13 protein-coding genes are annotated in these 16418 nt (G+C 68.9%); 6 read left to right on the top strand and 7 right to left on the bottom strand.

The annotated features are described in order from the left end of the window. Positions 1-12: 12 nt before the first annotated feature. Positions 13-204, bottom strand: a complete 192-nt coding sequence (locus ACQHI0_RS15305; protein ID WP_427908609.1) for a hypothetical protein — start codon at positions 202-204, stop codon at positions 13-15. Between ACQHI0_RS15305 and ACQHI0_RS15300 the strand changes: the two genes are divergently transcribed. Then, complete coding sequence (locus ACQHI0_RS15300) at positions 197-460, top strand: hypothetical protein (protein ID WP_427908608.1); 264 nt, start codon at positions 197-199, stop codon at positions 458-460. The genes ACQHI0_RS15305 and ACQHI0_RS15300 overlap by 8 nt on opposite strands. A 161-nt stretch (positions 461-621) precedes the next feature. Here the strand turns inward: ACQHI0_RS15300 and ACQHI0_RS15295 are convergent, their stop codons facing one another. Next, complete coding sequence (locus tag ACQHI0_RS15295) at positions 622-1089, bottom strand: MarR family winged helix-turn-helix transcriptional regulator (protein ID WP_427908607.1); 468 nt, start codon at positions 1087-1089, stop codon at positions 622-624. A 266-nt stretch (positions 1090-1355) separates the two neighbouring features. On the opposite strand from ACQHI0_RS15295, the gene ACQHI0_RS15290 reads away from it, so the two are divergent. The 3 genes from ACQHI0_RS15290 to ACQHI0_RS15280 all read left to right on the top strand — a co-directional run bounded on the left by ACQHI0_RS15290 (position 1356) and on the right by ACQHI0_RS15280 (position 5074). Further along, positions 1356-3032 (top strand): fumarate hydratase, encoded by a 1677-nt coding sequence (locus tag ACQHI0_RS15290; RefSeq protein WP_427908606.1) that lies wholly within the window; start codon positions 1356-1358, stop codon positions 3030-3032. Positions 3033-3244: 212 nt separating this feature from the next. After that, entirely contained in the window at positions 3245-4561 is a 1317-nt protein-coding gene (locus tag ACQHI0_RS15285) for an ABC1 kinase family protein (protein WP_427908605.1), read from the top strand. 9 nt (positions 4562-4570) lie between these two features. Next, the gene (locus ACQHI0_RS15280; RefSeq protein WP_427908604.1) at positions 4571-5074 is read left to right on the top strand and encodes a M15 family metallopeptidase; all 504 of its coding nucleotides are present in this window, start codon (positions 4571-4573) and stop codon (positions 5072-5074) included. A gap of 67 nt (positions 5075-5141) precedes the next feature. Here ACQHI0_RS15280 and ACQHI0_RS15275 read toward each other — a convergent pair whose 3' ends face one another. Further along, on the bottom strand, positions 5142-6281 hold the full coding sequence (locus tag ACQHI0_RS15275; protein ID WP_427908603.1) for an epoxide hydrolase: 1140 nt from the start codon (positions 6279-6281) through the stop codon (positions 5142-5144). Positions 6282-6366: 85 nt separating this feature from the next. On the opposite strand from ACQHI0_RS15275, the gene ACQHI0_RS15270 reads away from it, so the two are divergent. After that, positions 6367-7329, top strand: a complete 963-nt coding sequence (locus ACQHI0_RS15270; RefSeq protein WP_427908602.1) for a helix-turn-helix transcriptional regulator — start codon at positions 6367-6369, stop codon at positions 7327-7329. A gap of 237 nt (positions 7330-7566) precedes the next feature. Here ACQHI0_RS15270 and ACQHI0_RS15265 read toward each other — a convergent pair whose 3' ends face one another. Then, complete coding sequence (locus tag ACQHI0_RS15265) at positions 7567-7986, bottom strand: RidA family protein (protein WP_427908601.1); 420 nt, start codon at positions 7984-7986, stop codon at positions 7567-7569. A gap of 62 nt (positions 7987-8048) precedes the next feature. On the opposite strand from ACQHI0_RS15265, the gene ACQHI0_RS15260 reads away from it, so the two are divergent. After that, positions 8049-9026: a helix-turn-helix transcriptional regulator gene (locus tag ACQHI0_RS15260; protein ID WP_427908600.1), complete on the top strand. Its 978-nt coding sequence runs from the start codon at positions 8049-8051 to the stop codon at positions 9024-9026. A gap of 42 nt (positions 9027-9068) precedes the next feature. Here ACQHI0_RS15260 and ACQHI0_RS15255 read toward each other — a convergent pair whose 3' ends face one another. The 3 genes from ACQHI0_RS15255 to ACQHI0_RS15245 form a co-directional block, all read right to left on the bottom strand. Further along, the gene (locus ACQHI0_RS15255) at positions 9069-13388 is read right to left on the bottom strand and encodes an SbcC/MukB-like Walker B domain-containing protein (protein WP_427908599.1); all 4320 of its coding nucleotides are present in this window, start codon (positions 13386-13388) and stop codon (positions 9069-9071) included. A gap of 2 nt (positions 13389-13390) precedes the next feature. After that, entirely contained in the window at positions 13391-14767 is a 1377-nt protein-coding gene (locus ACQHI0_RS15250) for a TIGR02678 family protein (RefSeq protein ID WP_427908598.1), read from the bottom strand. Between the two features lie 82 nt (positions 14768-14849). Then, positions 14850-16352 carry a TIGR02677 family protein gene (locus ACQHI0_RS15245; RefSeq protein ID WP_427909175.1) on the bottom strand — a complete coding sequence of 501 codons (1503 nt, stop codon included), beginning with the start codon at positions 16350-16352 and terminating at the stop codon, positions 14850-14852. Between the last annotated feature and the right edge of the window lie 66 nt (positions 16353-16418).

The raw sequence follows: 16418 nt of genomic DNA, 5'->3' as shown, positions 1-16418 counted from the left end.
GCGCAGTGTGTCCTATACGTTGCCTGCCGTGGTGGCGGTGGCACTGGTCTCGGCCGGGTGTGGCACCGCCACCCCGAAACCGGCACCGCGCGCGGCGTCGACCACCCTGACGACCACCTCGAAGCCCCCGACGACGACATCGCGGGCGACCACGACCACCTCGGCCGCCGCGAAGCCGGCGTCGGTCGCTGTCTGCGTGGACAAGACCACCGACGTTCGCGTGGCCGACGACCGGTGCGACACTTCCGATTCCAGGTATTCGCGCTTCTGGTACCAGCACACCGACACGTTCGTGTACCCGGCGATCGGTGTCGCCGTGGCCCTCGCCGCGGGCAGTTTCCTGCGCCCGACCAGCGGCGATGTCTTCGATCGCGGCGCTCCGGACAAGGGTGGCACGGTCAGCCGCGGCGGGCTGGGCAAGGCGCGCCCGGATTCCTCCGGTGGCAGTTCGGGTTCATAGGACGAGCCCGCCCGGCACATCCGCGCCGGGCGGGCCCGCACCTCGCACCTGGTCGAGCCGGCGATGCCGCTGTGGAACTGACGAACTCGGCGAAAGCCGAAGTTTCGGCAACCTTCAACCGAATGCGCACGCCGACCGGCCCAGCACGAACGGCCGAAGTTCTATTCGCTTGCGGCACTGCGGTGATGGTCGACGAGGGTGTCGTAGATCTCCGCGAGCGCGGCGAGCTGGTCGCGATCGAGGACATCGATCATGTGCCTGCGCACACTGCGCACATGCGCGGGTGCGGCCGTGGTGAGCAGTTGGCCGCCGGTCGTGGTCAGCCTGGCCACGGTGCGGCGCTGGTCGTGCGGCATCGTCTCGCGCGAGACGAGGCCGCGTTTCTGCATGCGGGTGATCTGGTGCGAGAGCCTGCTCTGCGACCATTCGAGCGCACCGGCCAGATCGGCGAAGGTGAGCCGCTGACCTGGTGCGTCGGCCAGGTGGACCAGGACGGAATATTCGATATAGCTCAGGTTGGCTGCCCGGCCGGCATCGCGCCCGATCGCCGCGGCGATCAGGTCGCGGGTCCGGACATAGCCCAGCCAGGCACGCATTTCGACATCATCGAGCCACTGTGGATCGGTCACGATCGAGCTCCAGATTCTGAAGGTGCAGGCTTCGGATTGAACGGTGCATCCCCGCCACCGCCCGGAGAATGGGTAGCACCGTTTGTGTTGAACGTGCAACCTCGACAATCCTTGAGCTAGCTGTTTCCTGGCACTACCGGGAAGGTAGGGTTGCCTAACAAGAGGCTCAGTGTGCAGGAGTCGTAGGCTGCGGATTGCTTTGTGACCAGCCCTGCCTGGTGCTCCGCAGTGTTGCGGTGCCCGCCCTGCCCGAAGGAGTGCGATCCGTGACCGCGCCGGAGTTCCGCTATTCCGATCTGCTGCCGATCGGCGCCGACGAGACGCCCTACCGCCTGCTCACCAGCGAGGGGGTCAGCACCTTCGAGCACAACGGGCGCACCTTCTTGCAGGTCGATCCCGAGGCGCTGCGGCTGCTGACCGAGACGGCGATCCACGACATCAGCCACTATCTGCGCCCCGCGCACCTGCGGCAGTTGCGCAAGATCATCGACGACCCCGAGTCCTCGGGCAACGACCGCTTCGTCGCGCTCGACCTGCTCAAGAACCTCAACATCTCCGCGGGCGGTGTCCTGCCGATGTGCCAGGACACCGGCACCGCGATCGTGATGGGCAAGAAGAGCGAGGGCGTGCTCACCGGTGTCGACGACGCCGAATGGCTCAGCCGTGGCATCTTCGACGCCTACACCAAGCTGAACCTGCGCTACTCCCAGCTCGCCCCGATCACCATGTGGGACGAGAAGAACACCGGCACCAACCTGCCCGCCCAGATCGAGCTGTACTCGACCGAGGGCGACGCCGACAACCCGGTGTACAAGTTCCTGTTCATGGCCAAGGGCGGCGGTTCGGCCAACAAGTCGTTCCTGTACCAGGAGACCAAGGCCGTCCTGAACCCCGAGCGCATGCTCGAGTTCCTCGACGAGAAGATCCGCTCGCTGGGCACCGCGGCCTGCCCGCCGTACCACCTCGCGGTGGTCATCGGTGGCACCAGCGCCGAATTCGCCTTGAAGACAGCGAAATACGCCTCGGCGCACTACCTGGACAACCTGCCCACCGAGGGCTCGATCACCGGCCACGCGTTCCGTGACGTCGAGCTCGAAGAAGAGGTCTTCCAGCTCACCCGTGAGTTCGGCATCGGCGCGCAGTTCGGCGGCAAGTACTTCTGCCACGACGTGCGCGTGGTCCGCCTGCCCCGGCACGGCGCGTCCTGCCCCGTCGCGATCGCCGTCTCCTGCTCGGCCGACCGCCAGGCACTGGCCAAGATCACCAAGGACGGCATCTTCCTGGAGCAGCTGGAAACCGAACCGGCCCAGTACCTTCCGGAGCAGACCGCCGACATCCTCGGTGGCGATGTCGTCAAGATCGATCTCAATCGCCCGATGGACGAGATCCGCGCCGAACTGTCGAAATACCCGGTGAAGACCCGTCTTTCGCTGACCGGCCCGTTGGTCGTGGCCCGCGACATCGCCCACGCCAAGATCAAGGAACGCCTCGACGCGGGCGAACCCATGCCGCAATACCTGCGCGATATGGCCGTCTACTACGCCGGTCCGGCGAAGACCCCCGAGGGTTACGCCTCGGGCTCGTTCGGCCCCACCACCGCCGGTCGCATGGACTCCTATGTCGACCAGTTCCAAGCCGCGGGCGGCTCGATGGTCATGCTCGCCAAGGGCAACCGCTCGGCCCAGGTCACCAAGGCCTGCGACGAACACGGCGGCTTCTACCTCGGCTCCATCGGCGGCCCCGCGGCGCGCCTGGCGCTGGACTGCATCAAGAACGTCGAGGTCCTCGAATACCCCGAACTCGGGATGGAAGCCGTCTGGAAGATCGACGTCGAAGACTTCCCCGCCTTCATCGTCGTCGACGACAAGGGCAACGACTTCTTCGCCGAAACCTCCAAGCCGATCGCCTTGCGCGTGCGCACCCGTTCCAAGGAACGCGTGTAGTCATCCGCTCCGATACCCCGGTGTCCGCGTCGGCGGGTGCCGGGGTTTTCGGCTGTTTCGCCGGCCCGGCGGCGACTGCCACCCCGGTGTAATGTGACGCACGACATACGGCGTACAGGGCCTGGCAGGGGTGCGGATTGGCGAGCGGTGGAGTTCCCAGAGGGCGGGCGACGCGCAGCGCGAAGCTGGGGCAGTTCGCTGCCGGTCAGGCTATGCGGGAAGTCGGGCGGCGGCTGTCGATGATAGGGCGCACCGACGAGGCGCGAGAGGTTCTCGCCGAGCGGTCGGCGATGATGAAGGCACAGCAGATCGTCGCGGTGCTGGGAAGTATGAAGGGCTCGGCGATGAAGCTCGGGCAGATGGGATCGGTGCTCGATCTCGACTTCGTTCCCGAAGCGCATCGAGAGCAGTTCCGTGCCCAGCTCGCGGCCCTGCAGGACCGGGCGCCCGCGATGCCGTTCTCGATGATGCGGCAGGTGATCGAGGACGACCTCGGTCCCTTGTCGCGGACCTTCGCCGAGTTCGGCGAGACATCGATCGCGGCGGCGTCGATCGGCCAGGTACACCGGGCACGACTGCACGACGGGCGCGTCGTCGCGGTCAAGGTGAAGTATCCCGGGGTGGATCGTGCCGTCCACGCCGATATCAGCAATCTCGAGTTCCTCGGCAAGATGGCGAGCACGGTGTTGCCGAGCATGGCCGATACGAGCGTGCTGGAGGAAGTCGCCAGCAATCTGCGCAGCGAACTCGACTACGAGCGCGAGGCTCAGACCCAGCATCGGGTCGCGCAGCGCTATCGCGGCCATCCCTTCATCATCGTGCCCGACAGCATCGAGGAATTCTGCACCCACAATGTGCTGGTCACCGAATTCGTTGCGGGGAAACCCTTTTCGCATATCCAGACGCTGCCCGCTGCCGAGCGTGACCGGCTCGGCGAGCTGATCTACCGCTTCTATATCGCGGGCCTGTTCGCCGACAACGAGTTCTGCGGTGACCCGCATCCGGGCAATGTGCTGCTGGCCGACGACGGCAAACTCGCCTTCGTCGACTTCGGTCTCTACAAGGAGATGGACCCGGCGCACGTCGAATTCGAACGTGACGTCCTGCGCGCAGCCGCGGAGGGGCGGGGTGAGGATCTGTTCGCGGCGTGGGTGGGGCGCGGGATCATCGACCCCGATTCCGCGGTCACCGTGGAGGAGAGTCTGGCCTACGTCTGGGCTGCCACAGGCTGGCATCTGCTCGACGAGGAAGTCACCATCACCCCCCAATTGGCCACCGGCGCACTACTTCTCGCCGTCGACCCGCGCGCGTCCGACTTCCAGGGCATGCACAAACAGCTGCTGCCGCCCGAGCACGTGTTCTCCCGCCGCGCCGACCTTTTCACCTTCGCGACCCTCGGTCAGCTGCGCGTTACCGCCAACTGGCATCAACTCGCCCGCGAATGGCTCTACGGCGAACCCCCGCAGACCGAAACCGGCCGGGTGATCGAGCAGTGGCGCCGCGGTCTGGGTGATCAGACCGGTCGATAGAATCCGCCTATGAATACTGTGCTCGGCCGCGTGGCCGACCGGATCCTGGTGACGATGGCCGCCGCCGCGACCGCGACCACCCTCGGCATCGGAACCGCTCACCCCGACCCGCGCGAACAGTTCCAATCGGCCGCGGGCACCGAAGGCCTCGACCCAGCCCTCGCCGCCGCCTACACCCTCGCCGAGCAACAGGCCCACGCCGAGGATGTGCCGTTGTCCGTCACATCCGGTCACCGCACGTACGAGCAGCAGGAATGGCTCTGGCAAGACGGCCTCGCCACCTACGGCAGCCCCGACGAAGCCCGCCGCTGGGTCCTCCCGCCCGAAGAATCCACCCACGTCTCGGGCCACGCCGTCGACGTCGGCCCGCAGGAGGGCGCGCAGTGGCTCGAGGCCAACGGCAATCGGTGGGGGCTCTGCCGGACCTTCGACAATGAGTGGTGGCACTTCGAGCTGGTCACCGCACCCGGCGCGCCGTGTCCGCCCCGGGTGCCGGACGCGAGTCAGCGCTAGCGCTGAATCCGGTCTCGGGGTCGCCAGTGCCGTGGCAGTGCACCCGCGTGCACTGCCACGCGCAAGTTCAGCGCAGCTCGGCGAAGAATGTCCGGATGTCGGCGACGTGTGCGGCCGGTTCCTCCATGGCGACGAAATGGTTGCCCGGGTTTTCCGACGGCCAGTGGGTGATCTTGTTGCCGTGATCGGCGATCTTGCGCATGAGTGGTGACCCGCCACCGTAGACGCCGGTCGGCACCAGGTTCTGGTCGGTGGGCCAGCCGAAACCGCCGCCCGCGCGCAGTCCGTCGTACATCGGCCAGGACGAGGTGCCGGTGGTCTGGGTGAACCAGTACAGGGCGATATTGGTCAGCAGATGGTCGCGGTCGATCACGTCCTCGGCGCGATCGGCCATGTAGGCGAACTCCTGGAACTTCTGCATCATCCACGCCAGCAGTGCCACCGGTGAATCGTTCCAGCCGAGCGCGAAGGTCTGCGGCGCCGCCCGCAACAGGGCGTGGTGGTCGACGCCGCCGGTCATCCACTGCTGCATTTCCGCCCACTGCGCGCGGTCCTCGGCCGACATCGCGGGGACGTCAGCCTCGGTCGGCATACCGATCCCGCCGTCGAGATGCACCCCGATCACGTGTTCCGGTGCGGCCAGCGCCATCTCCGGCGCGACGTAGGCGCCGAGGTCGCCACCCTGGGTGCCGTAGCGGTCATACCCGAGACGATCCATGAGGGTGGTCCACATCCGCGCGACTCGTGCCGTGGTCATGCCGGTTTCGGCGGGTGCTGCCGAGAAGGTGAATCCGGGGACGGACGGGATCACCACGTCGAAGGCGAGGGCGGGGTCGAGCCCGTGGGCGCGTGGGTCGGTGAGCGGGCCGATGGTGCGGGTGAATTCGACGAACGAGTTGGGCCAGCCGTGGGTGAGCAGCAGCGGCACCGCGTCGGGCTCGGGGGAGCGGACGTGCACGAAATGCACATCGAGGCCGTCGATCTCGGTGATGAACTGGGGGAATTCGTTGAGCTCCGATTCCCTTGCGCGCCAATCGAAATCGTTCGCCCAGTACTGCGCCAGCTCGCGCAGATACGCGGTGGGGACACCGCGTTCCCAACCCTCGCCCGGGAGTGGGGCCGCCCAGCGCACCCTGGTCAGGCGGTCGTGCAGGTCGTCGAGGTCGGCCTGGGGGATGTCGATGCGGAACGGGCGAATGGTGGTCATCGGGACTCCTCGTTGTCGGTGTGATTCCGACGCTATCTCCCATCTAGGACAGTTCCGGTCCTACATGTCCGGGAGAATCGAGAACATGACCGATACCGCCGCCCGACTGCTCCGTTTGCTCTCGCTGCTGCAGATGCCACGTGAGTGGCCGGGTAGCGAACTGGCCGACCGGCTCGGCGTCACCGACCGAACCGTGCGACGCGACATCGACCGGCTGCGTGACCTGGGTTATCCGGTGGTCGCCGCGATGGGTGCGGCCGGCGGCTACCGGCTCACCGCAGGCTCGGCGCTACCACCACTGATCCTCGACGCGGACGAGGCGGTAGCCGTCGCGGTCGGGCTGAGAGTCGCCGCGGGACAGGCAGTTGCGGGCATCGAGGACGCCTCGGTGCGGGCCATGACCAAACTCGAGCAAGTCCTCCCCGCGACACTGCGCAGACGGGTGCGCGTGGTCGGTTCGGCGCTCACAGTCCGCGCAGGTGACGGCCCCACCGTCGACCCGGAGGTCCTCACCACCCTCGCCGCCGCCGTCACCAACCGAGAACGCCTCCGCTTCACCTACCGCGACGCCACCGGCACCGAATCCCGACGCCACACCGAACCCGCAGGCGTCGCGGCCGCAGGCCGCCGCTGGTACCTCGTCGCCTACGACCTCGACCGCGACGCCTGGCGCACCTACCGCGCCGACCGCATCGAAACCCCCCACCCCACCGGCGCCCGCATCATCGCCCGCGATCTCCCCGCCGCCGACCCGGCCGACTACGTCGCAGGCCGCCGAACCGACTGGGCCACACCTGAATACCACGTCGACGTCACCATCGAAGCACCGCACGGCCGCATCGCAGGCCGCCTCGGCGAAGAACCGGATACCCTGCGCCCCGACACCGACACCACCTGCCGCCTGACCGCCACCCGCGACGACGACCCCACCTGGCTCGCCGTACAACTGACGGGACTGGGTGTGGCTTTCCGCGTCCACGATTCGCCGGAATTGACCGCACAGCTCCGCGTCCTCGCGGCCCGCCTCCAGCACGCATCGGCCGATTGACCAGCCACGATCGCACTCCTCCTGAACGAGCCGTTCGGTGGGCGCGGCCGAGCACACGATCGCTGCTCGGCTCGAGATCCGCTGGAGCTGCTCGCCGAGACCTGCGGGATCCCCGAGCAAGCTCGATCCGGCACCTCGTAGGCGGACCGTGCGCCTACGAGGCGGTTCCCGACCGGAACGACCTGCGTCCGATCGCGCGAGTCATTCCGCTACGGCGTTAAGACGCAAGCGTGCTGGTCAGGGGTGGGCGGCGACGGCTTCGACCTCGAACAGCACATCGGGGGTGGCCAGGCTCGCGACGCCGACGAGAGTCTGGGTAGGTGGTGTCGTACCCCAATTCGCCTGTACCGCACCGGCGATCGGGCCGAGCTTGCTGACATCGTGGTTCACCACGTAGGTCCTGAGCTGGACGACATGGGCGAGGGTGAGGCCGTGGGCGGCGAGGGCGGTGGCGATGTTGCGGAAGGTTTGGTTCACCTGCTCGGTGAAGTCGGGGGAGACGACCGCGCCGTCCGGGCGCGAGCCGTACTGTCCTGAGACCAGCACCAATTCCGTACCTGCGGGGACGACGGCGGTGTGGCTGTAGCCCAAGGGGGTCGGGTCGTGCAGCCCGTCGGGATTGACGAGGGTGTGGGGCGCGTGATCGGTGTTTGTCATACCGATGAACCTGCCAGGAATACACGACATCTTGTGTCGTGTATTCCTGGCATAGTTTTCGTATGCGAGCTGACCGGCTGGTCTCACTGGTGCTGCTGTTGCGGCGGCACGGGCAGCTGTCCGCGGATACCCTCGCGCGCGAGCTGGAGGTGTCGACCCGGACCGTGCTGCGCGACATCGAGGCGCTGTCCACGGCGGGCGTTCCCGTGTACGCCGAACGCGGTAGGCACGGTGGGTTCGCGTTGTTGCCGGGGTTCCGGACCGAGCTCACCGGGCTGAATCACGATGAGGCGCTGGCGCTGTTGATCGCCGGATCACGGCGTGGCGCACAGGCATTCGGGCTCGGATCGGCCCTAGCGTCGGCCATGCTCAAGGTGGTGGACGCGCTGCCCGAAAGTTATCGGGAAACCGCGAGCGACGCGGCCGCGCGATTGCTCATCGATCCCGCGACCGATCTGCTGTCGCGTCGCCTGGACGCCGAGGAATTGTCCGACACGATCGTTGCCGAGGTCCGGCGCGCGGTGCTCGCCGGGCACAAGCTGCGCATCCACTACGCGGCCGTCGACCAGCGCCCTGAATGGCGCACGGTGGACCCGATCGGTCTGGTCACCGTCCGCGGCCAGGGCTACTTGCTCGCCACGCGATCCGGCGCGGACCGAACCTACCGACTGTCGCGGGTCGTGGCCGCCGAGGAGCTCTCCGAGCCTGCCCAGCGACCCGACCGGGTCGACCTGGACCAGGCCTGGCAGGAACGCAGCGCCCGGTTTCGGGCAGGCGGCGACCTGGTCACCGTGCAGGTTCTGGTCGACCCGGCGCGACGGGAGATGTTGGTCGGCACCGCGCTGGCTGTCCACAGCGAAGAATCGGACGCCGGCCGACTGCGGCTGGAGGTCACCTTCCAGGATCCGAGACACGCCGAATGGGCGATATGGCAGCTCGCCACCGACGCGGAGGTGCTGGACCCGCCGTGGTTGCGGACCTCCCTGCGCAACCGCGCCGCCGCGCTCGTTACCTGCTATGACCCCTCGTCTGCCAGGTGACTGTCGACCGGTCGTGCGACGGGTCACCCGCAGACCGGAGGGTCAGCCCACCGGTGCCGGTTCGCCGGGCATGCCCTCCAGCGTCAATCCGCCCTCGATGGTGTTGGGAACGCGGCGGCGGTTGGGGGAACTCAGCGCTGTCGTGAGGTCGCCGCCGTCGTGTTCGGCGAGGAGTTCGCCGCTGTCCCAGACGAGAAGTGTTGCGCTGACGGTGTTCTCGGCGGTGGAGTGGGCCAGGTCGTAGTGGGCGCAGCCGGGCACGTGGGGGTAGGTGATCCAGAGGTCGTAGCCGGTCATGAACAGGTCGAGGTCGAATTGCACACTCAGGCTGAGCAATTCGCTGCGGCCGTTGTCGTCGACGCCGGCAAAGGCTTCGTCGAGAGCGAGTAGGCGTGGCGCCTGAGGATCGGCGGAGTCGAGCATCACGTGGGCGGCGGCGAAGAGGGGCAGGTGCAGGGAGACGGATTGTTCGCCGCCGGAGAGGGCGCTGTGCCGGGCGACGGTGAGTTTGTCCTCGGTGCCGTCGCCCGAGATGAGGGTGAAGGAGAAGACCCGCCACGTGCGGTAATCGAGGGTGGCGGCGAGGATTTCGGGGTAGGACCGCTCCGGGTGGGCGGTGCGGGCGGCGCGGATCTCGGCCGCGAAGTGGGCGCGCACCGAGCCGAGGTCTTCCGGGCTCAGTGCGGTGGTGTCGCGGTCGAGCAGCTTGCACATCGAGCGGGCGGACTCCGACAGGCCGTCGGCGAGGATCCAGTGCACGCCGATGGTGTTGCCCGACGACATCCGCCGCTGCTTCATCTCCGCGCCCATGCGGGAGATGAGTTCGCGAGCGTCGGTGGTGCGTTCGTGGATCTGCTGCGCCAGGCCGGTCAGCAAGGCGTCTTCGAGGATGCGGCGTTCGGCGTCGGTGAGCAGCAGCTCCTGGTCGCGACGGGCGGCGTCGATGCGGGCGGCGAAGTCAGCGAGGGCTGCCTGGCCGTTCTCGTCGTGGACGGCGACGACGGTGAGACCGTCGGCGGCGTCCCAGTTCAGGCGATAGTCGCGGCCCGAGGCGGTGAGAGCGGCGTCGAACTCCTGCAGTGCGCTGGTGACCGCGGACCGCGTGGATTTGCGGCCCGCCTCGGTGGCACGCACCTGGCTGGTGGCGGTGTCGAGGTCGGCGAACAGGGCGCCCACCTCGTCGGGCAGCACCACCGGATCGGTTTCCGGGCCCGCGGCGACGATGCGGTATTGCAGTTGCTCCGGGGTGGACCACGCGGCATCGCTACTGGGCCACCGGTGTTCGATCGAGGCGCCGAGCAAACTCAGCAGGTCGGGCCGGGCGTAGGGGGCCAGCGAACGGACCTCGGCGAGTACCTCGGTGAGCGCGGTGGCGAGGGCTTCGTTGGCGGTGCGATAGGCGGCCTCGGCATCGCCGACCGCTTCGATCGCGGCATTGGCGGCCTTGCGGGCAGCCCGCTGTTCGGCCTTGGCCGCCTCGATGGCGCCGCGAGCCAGGTCCAGGTCACGGTCGATGTCGGCGGCACTGGCGCCCAACGCTTCTCGTAGCGTTTCGAGTTTGCGCTGCTGTTCGGTGAAGCCAAGCCGGGCAGCCTCGGCCTCTTCGGCGAACGCCTCGGCGAGTGCGCGCGCTTCGTCGTGCCGGTCCGCGCCCTCGCGCTCACGTTCGCGCTCCCGCTCGTGTTCGGCGCGCAGGCGCAACAGGCCTGTACCGGTGTTCTCGAAATGCCGGATCGCGGCGGCCAGCGCGTCGAGTTCGCGCGCCTCGCGGGGGGTTCGGTGTGCCTGGGCTGCGGCGCGAACCTTCTTGTCCAGTGCGGCGACCTCGGCGACGGCCTGGTCCAGTTCGCGTTCGGCCTGGGACGCCGCTTCCACCCGCGAGCGCATCAGGCCCGCGGTCTCGGCCACGGCACGCAAGGCGGAGACCACCGCCGACGGGCGCGGTAGCGCCTTGGCGGCGGCCGACAATGCGGCCAATTCCGCGGTGGCGGAAGCATCTTCGGCCCGCGCGGTCTCGTGCTCGGCAGTGGCGGCCTCGATCGAGGCTTCGATCTCGGCGAGCCGGGACTCGCGCCTACGGGCTCGCGCGGTGGTCCCGATGAACTCGGCTTCGGACTTGTGATGGTGGCCGACGAGGACGCCCTGCCGGAAGCATCCGGCGAGGCCGACGACGACCCGTGGCGCGTCGGTGGTGGTGAGGGCGGTGAGCGTGGCGCCGGAGAATGACCGCGCCGCGCCGAGAGCTGCCGCCTCGGCGTCGAGTCCTGTGGGCCGCGGCTGTGCGGAGACATCGTGCAGGGCGATAGAGGCGAGCACGGCGCTCACGGTCTCGGTGGGCACCGTGAGGTCGGTCGAATCCTCCTCGACGACAAGGACATCGGCGAGAGTAGGGCCGGGCGGGCGCTGGTCTACCGGTAAGGGCAGCAGGAAGTGGTCGGAGTCGATGTCGGCGGGCAGGGTCGGGCCGCAGATCCAGCTGTCGAGTAGACCGCTGGACTGGAGTGCCGCTTCGATACCGGCCGCGTCCCGTGGGGACACCGCGTCGGCGAAGCGCACCAGCTGCCACAGTGGCGCACCCGGAAGTCCCTCGCGGACACCGGTTCTGGCGGGATGCGCGGGGGGAGCATCGTCGCGCTGGGCGGCGATCTGCTGACGCTCGGCGACCAGGGCGTCGCGGCGCGCGGCAGCGGCAGTGGTGCGGGAGCGCGCCTCTTGGCGGCGGGTGCGGATCTGCTCCTGCAGCGGCTCGCACCGCTCGGCCAAGACCTCGGAGGCGGACGGAATGTCTTCCACACCCGCACCGGCCATCGCGGCGTCGAGCGCCGCGAACAAGCCGACGGCGGTGCCCACCGGCTCGGCGACCGCGGCGAAAACCTCGGTGTTCGCGGTCCACCAGGTGCGCAGGGCGGCGGCGGATTCACTGCGGGCCAAGGCGACCGCGGCTTCGGCGTGCGCGACTTCCGCGGCGGCCGAGTCACGCAGTTCGATCGCGCGCTCGGCGAGGCGTTCGGAGCGGGTGCGTTCAGCGGCGGCGGTTTCCCACTTGCCCAGTGCTTTTCGGACGGCTCGGACGTCGGCGTCCCGTTCCTCCGCGTGGCCGCGGACCGCCGCGGTGAACTGGTCGCCGCGGCCCTCGGCGCTCGGCTGGGTCCATTCGATGCCCGCTTCTTCGGCGGCGGCGCGCACGGCGTCTTCGCCGCGAAGGAGGCCGGCGGCAGCGGTGCGCACCGCTTCGGTGGCGCGGGTGGCTTCTTCGGCGCGGCGCTGCAGCGTGTGCGCTGCTTCGGCGGCCTTGTCGCGGTGGGCGGCGGCGGAGGTTTCGAGGCGGCGCACGGCGTCGGCGAGGTCGTCGAGTTGCTGTTTGCCCTCGTAGGCGCTGGAGCGCTGGAGGTTCTCGCGGTCGGCGATGGCCTGTTCGTAGGCGTGGTCGGCGTTTTCGGCCCTGGTCTCGGCCTCGGTGCGGTCGGTGTCGCGGCGGGTGCGCAGGGCGGTCGCGGCGAAGAGCGCGGTCGAGGCGTTGGTGACGGCGTCGAGGCGGGTGCGAAGTTGGTCGACGTCGGTTTTCGCTTGTACCGCAAGGTATTTGCGGTAGACGTCGACGAACCGCCGGGTGGCGGTGTCGGCCTGGATGAGACCGTCGAGGGTCCGCCCGACCTCCTCCATATCGCTGAACGAGCGGGCCGCGTCGAGGATCAACTGCTCGTCGAGGGGGCGCAGGCCGTCGGTGAGTGCCTGCGAAAGTCCGCGCGGATCGAGGTTTTTGGCGAGCTGGGGTCGGCGCAGGGTGAGGATCAGGTTGATCAGCTGGTCGTAGCGTTGCACGCCGAGCCCGAACATGCGCGCGTCGATCGCGGCGCGGTACTCGACGGGGCGGTCGACGATCGCGTCGCTGCCGATCTGCTCGGCCAGTTGCTTGCGGGTGAGCGGGCGATCATCGGGTCCGATCAGGGAGAAGTCGACCCCGGCGCGGCCGTCGGCGACGAAGTACCACCGGGTCACCTTGTCCGAGGAGCGGGTGGCGCGCATACCGATACCGACGGTGACGGTCACGGGATCGTCCCAGTCCCCGCGCGCGAACTCCATCCACACATACGAGTAGGCCGATTCCTGCTTGCGGTACAGCAGATTCGACTTCATCGTGCGTTCTTCACCGGCGAACGGATTCAGCCTGCGCGGTTCGATCCGCCCGTCCAGGACGAACGGGAACAGCACCTCCAGCGCCTTGGTCTTGCCGGAACCGTTGGGTCCGCGCAGCACCAGGCGACCGTCGGCGAAACTGAACTCCTGGTCGCGGTAGTCCCACAGGTTGACGATGCCCGCACGGGTCGGGACGAACCGCACTCCGCCGTGAATGAGCGCCATGCTCAGACCCCTGCCTCTCCGGTGCTGCCGTCGGTATCGGCGGCGGTGACGAACAATTCCTCGGTCTTGCGCACACGCACGGTGACCACCGCGCCCCGATACCTGGCCAGCGCGGGCAAGACCAGCACGCCGTCCTCGACCGGGCGGATCAGTCGCAGCTTGGTGAGCAGCGCGAGCACCTCGGTGGTGAGCCCGCCGACATCGGCCTGCCATTGCGCGGCGAAGGTCGCGCCGTAGCGGTCGGTGAGCGCGGTGACGGTCGTGCGCACCCAGGCGTCGTCGAGAAACGGGTAGCTGACCGGCTCGGCGTCCGCGCTGTCGTCGGTGAAATCGGGTGCTGGAGTATCGGTGTCGATGTCCTCGGCGAGTGGGGCGAAAACGCCCGCCGTGGGGATGGACGCATCGAGATGCTCGAGCAGTGTGTGATCGGGGGCGAGCGCACCGGGTCGCTGCGGGATCGGGTTGTCGATGTCGAGCACCGCATCGGCGATCTCGCCGATCAGCAGCAGGGCCACCTGGGCCAGCGTTCCGGTGCCGGGGAAGCGGGTGTCGGACAGCCGACCCGAGCTGTCGATCAGCGCCACCCCTTCGGCCCGGCGTTCGGCGCGCAAGCCGGTGCAGTATTCGACCTCGCCGACCAGACGGTCCTGGCCGAGCAGCGCACCCTCGGCTGCCGACAGTTCGTCGAGGTAGACGACCGGGCGCTCGACCAGTGCCCGGCGGACCCGGCGGGCCTGATCGGCCGATGCCTGGTCGGTGTCCTCGGCCAGCAACCCGCGCACGCTGTGCAGATGCTGCAGTGCCCGCGGGGGCCGGAACAGGGCGAACACCACCGGCCGGTCGATGTCGTAGAGCGCCTCGCCCGCCTCCGGGTCGCTGGCCCAGCCGCCCGCGTCACCGTCGGCCAACGTCAGCGCACCCCGCGCACCCAGCCAGCCGATGGCATCCACGAAGGCGTCGCGATCGGCGGCCCGCTCGGTCGACAGGTCCAGGCCCTCGATCCGGCTCGCGTAATCGGCGACGTGCTCGGCCAATTCGGACAGGGTGATCTGGTCGCCGGCCCGGCCGAGCGCGGCGAGCGCCAGCGACAGATAGGCGTAGCGGCGGCGGTCGAAGACCCGATCGTTGACACTGCGGGCGGGCCGCGCGTCATCGAGCCGGTCGTGCACCGGGTAGAGCCGGGCCGTGGTCTCGGTGACTTCGAGCCGGTAGCCGAACAGTTCGGCCAGGTCCTCGCGCAATTCCGTCGCCCACCGGCGGATCAGCGGCAACGCGATCCGGTCGGGGTAGACGCGGGTGACCAGGTGATTGGCCAGCATCACCCGCGCCGCCCGCTGGTAGCTGTCGAGCGCCAGCGCATCGATCCGTTGTCGCTTCACAGGTTCGTCCCTCGCGTCGCGCGGTGGGTGCGGGCATCGAGCGAGTCGATGCGCGGGCAAGCCCGGCGTGACCGCCGCGGTGTCATCGCACGACCCCCCGTCGAGCCGATTCGCGCACTTCGAGGCGGCGGTTGTTCAGGTGGAGGAGGCCCGCGGCGGTCCGGATCACTGTCGACCCGTCGCACGGACGTACCGTCAAGGTCACGCCGTTGTCGGAACCTGTTGTGCCGTCGACCTTTCCGCTCACCGGAACCCAGGCGGTCGAGGCCGCGTCGAGCAGGCGCAGCAACACCTCGGTCTCGCGCTGGTCCAGCTCCCGCTCGTGCACATTGCCCTTCGACAACGACGCGGCGGCCGCGGCGCGTTCGCGCTGCGCCGCCAGTTGGGCCTCGCGCAGCCGCCGCACGCCCGCGTCGTTGCGCGAGATCCGGGCGGGGGCGCCCGCGGTGGGTGCGCGCCCGGTCTCGGCGAGTGTGCGGGAAATTTCCAAAGGTGTTGCGTCCCACCAGGATCGGCTGGCCGGGATCAGCTCCGCATCGGGATGTTCGAGCGACAGATGGCGCGGCTTGCCCAGTCCGAACACCGCATCGTAGAGCGCGTGCGCGCTGCCCGCGGTGGGCGTGGCGACGAACCATTCGGCCAGGTGCCGCAACGCCGATTCCCGGCTGACACCACCGCGACGGGTCTCGGTGACCCGCCGCAACAGCGACAGCACCGCCGCGATCGCGCTCATCGTCGCCTCGCGCAGTCGATCGGCCTCACACGTTTCCGGCGATTCGCTGCCCGCCGCGACGAACCAGGTGCGCAACCCGGCCCAGCGCGCACGCCAATCCGCTTCGCGTTCAGCGAAACTCAGCAACACCCGCTCGTCGCACCCGGCCGCGCGGCCGATCAACTGTTCGACCCCGGTCTCCTCGACCTCGCCGATCGCCGCGGCCAGCCGCGGCGCGAATCGGGCCAGATCCATGCTGAACTCCCGCATGTGCGCGAGCAACGCGTCCTTGTGCGCGAGAAACGATTCCGGCGTGATCTCGGTGGTGCGCACCAGATCGCCCAGCGACAGGTAGAAATGCGCGGCCCGCGCGGCCATGTCGGTGAGCGCGGCGTCGAGCCTGCGCAAGGTGGTGTAGACCCGTTCGGCGTCGCCGTCGCGGTTGGCGGCGGAGAGGGTGCGCAGGTCGGCGAGCAGTTCGGGCAGCACCAGCCGCGACAGGGACGCGTCCTCCATCCGGGCCGCGAGCACCCCGGCCACCGCCCGGTAGGCCTGGAAGCCCGCCTGCGCGAACTGGTAGACGTAGTGCCGATTGCGGTACTCGGCCAGGGTGGCCGCCCGGGTGCCGTCGTAACTGCGTTCCAGCACACCCCAGCGATGCAGCTGTTCGAGCAGCGGACCGATCTCGACCGCGGGCAGTGGAACACCCGCGGCCGCCTCGATCCGGCCGCCCGACTCGGCTTTCGAAATCCACTCCGCGACGTCGTCGGCGTGCAACAACACCACGTAGGCGGCGCGAGCGCTGTCGAAGGCGCGCAGCACCCGCAGGTAGTCGGCGCGCTTCTCGGCGGTCGCGAAGGAGAACAACCGCAGACGCTCGTCCCACAGGGCGGGGACGGCGCTGGGCAGCCCGTCGGCGGAGTCGGTCACCGTAGACAG

Source organism: Nocardia sp. FBN12 (assembly GCF_050320175.1).
GTDB lineage: Bacteria > Actinomycetota > Actinomycetes > Mycobacteriales > Mycobacteriaceae > Nocardia.
Note: the sequence above shows the minus strand (reverse complement) of the source record. Positions and strands in the feature narration are given on the sequence as shown.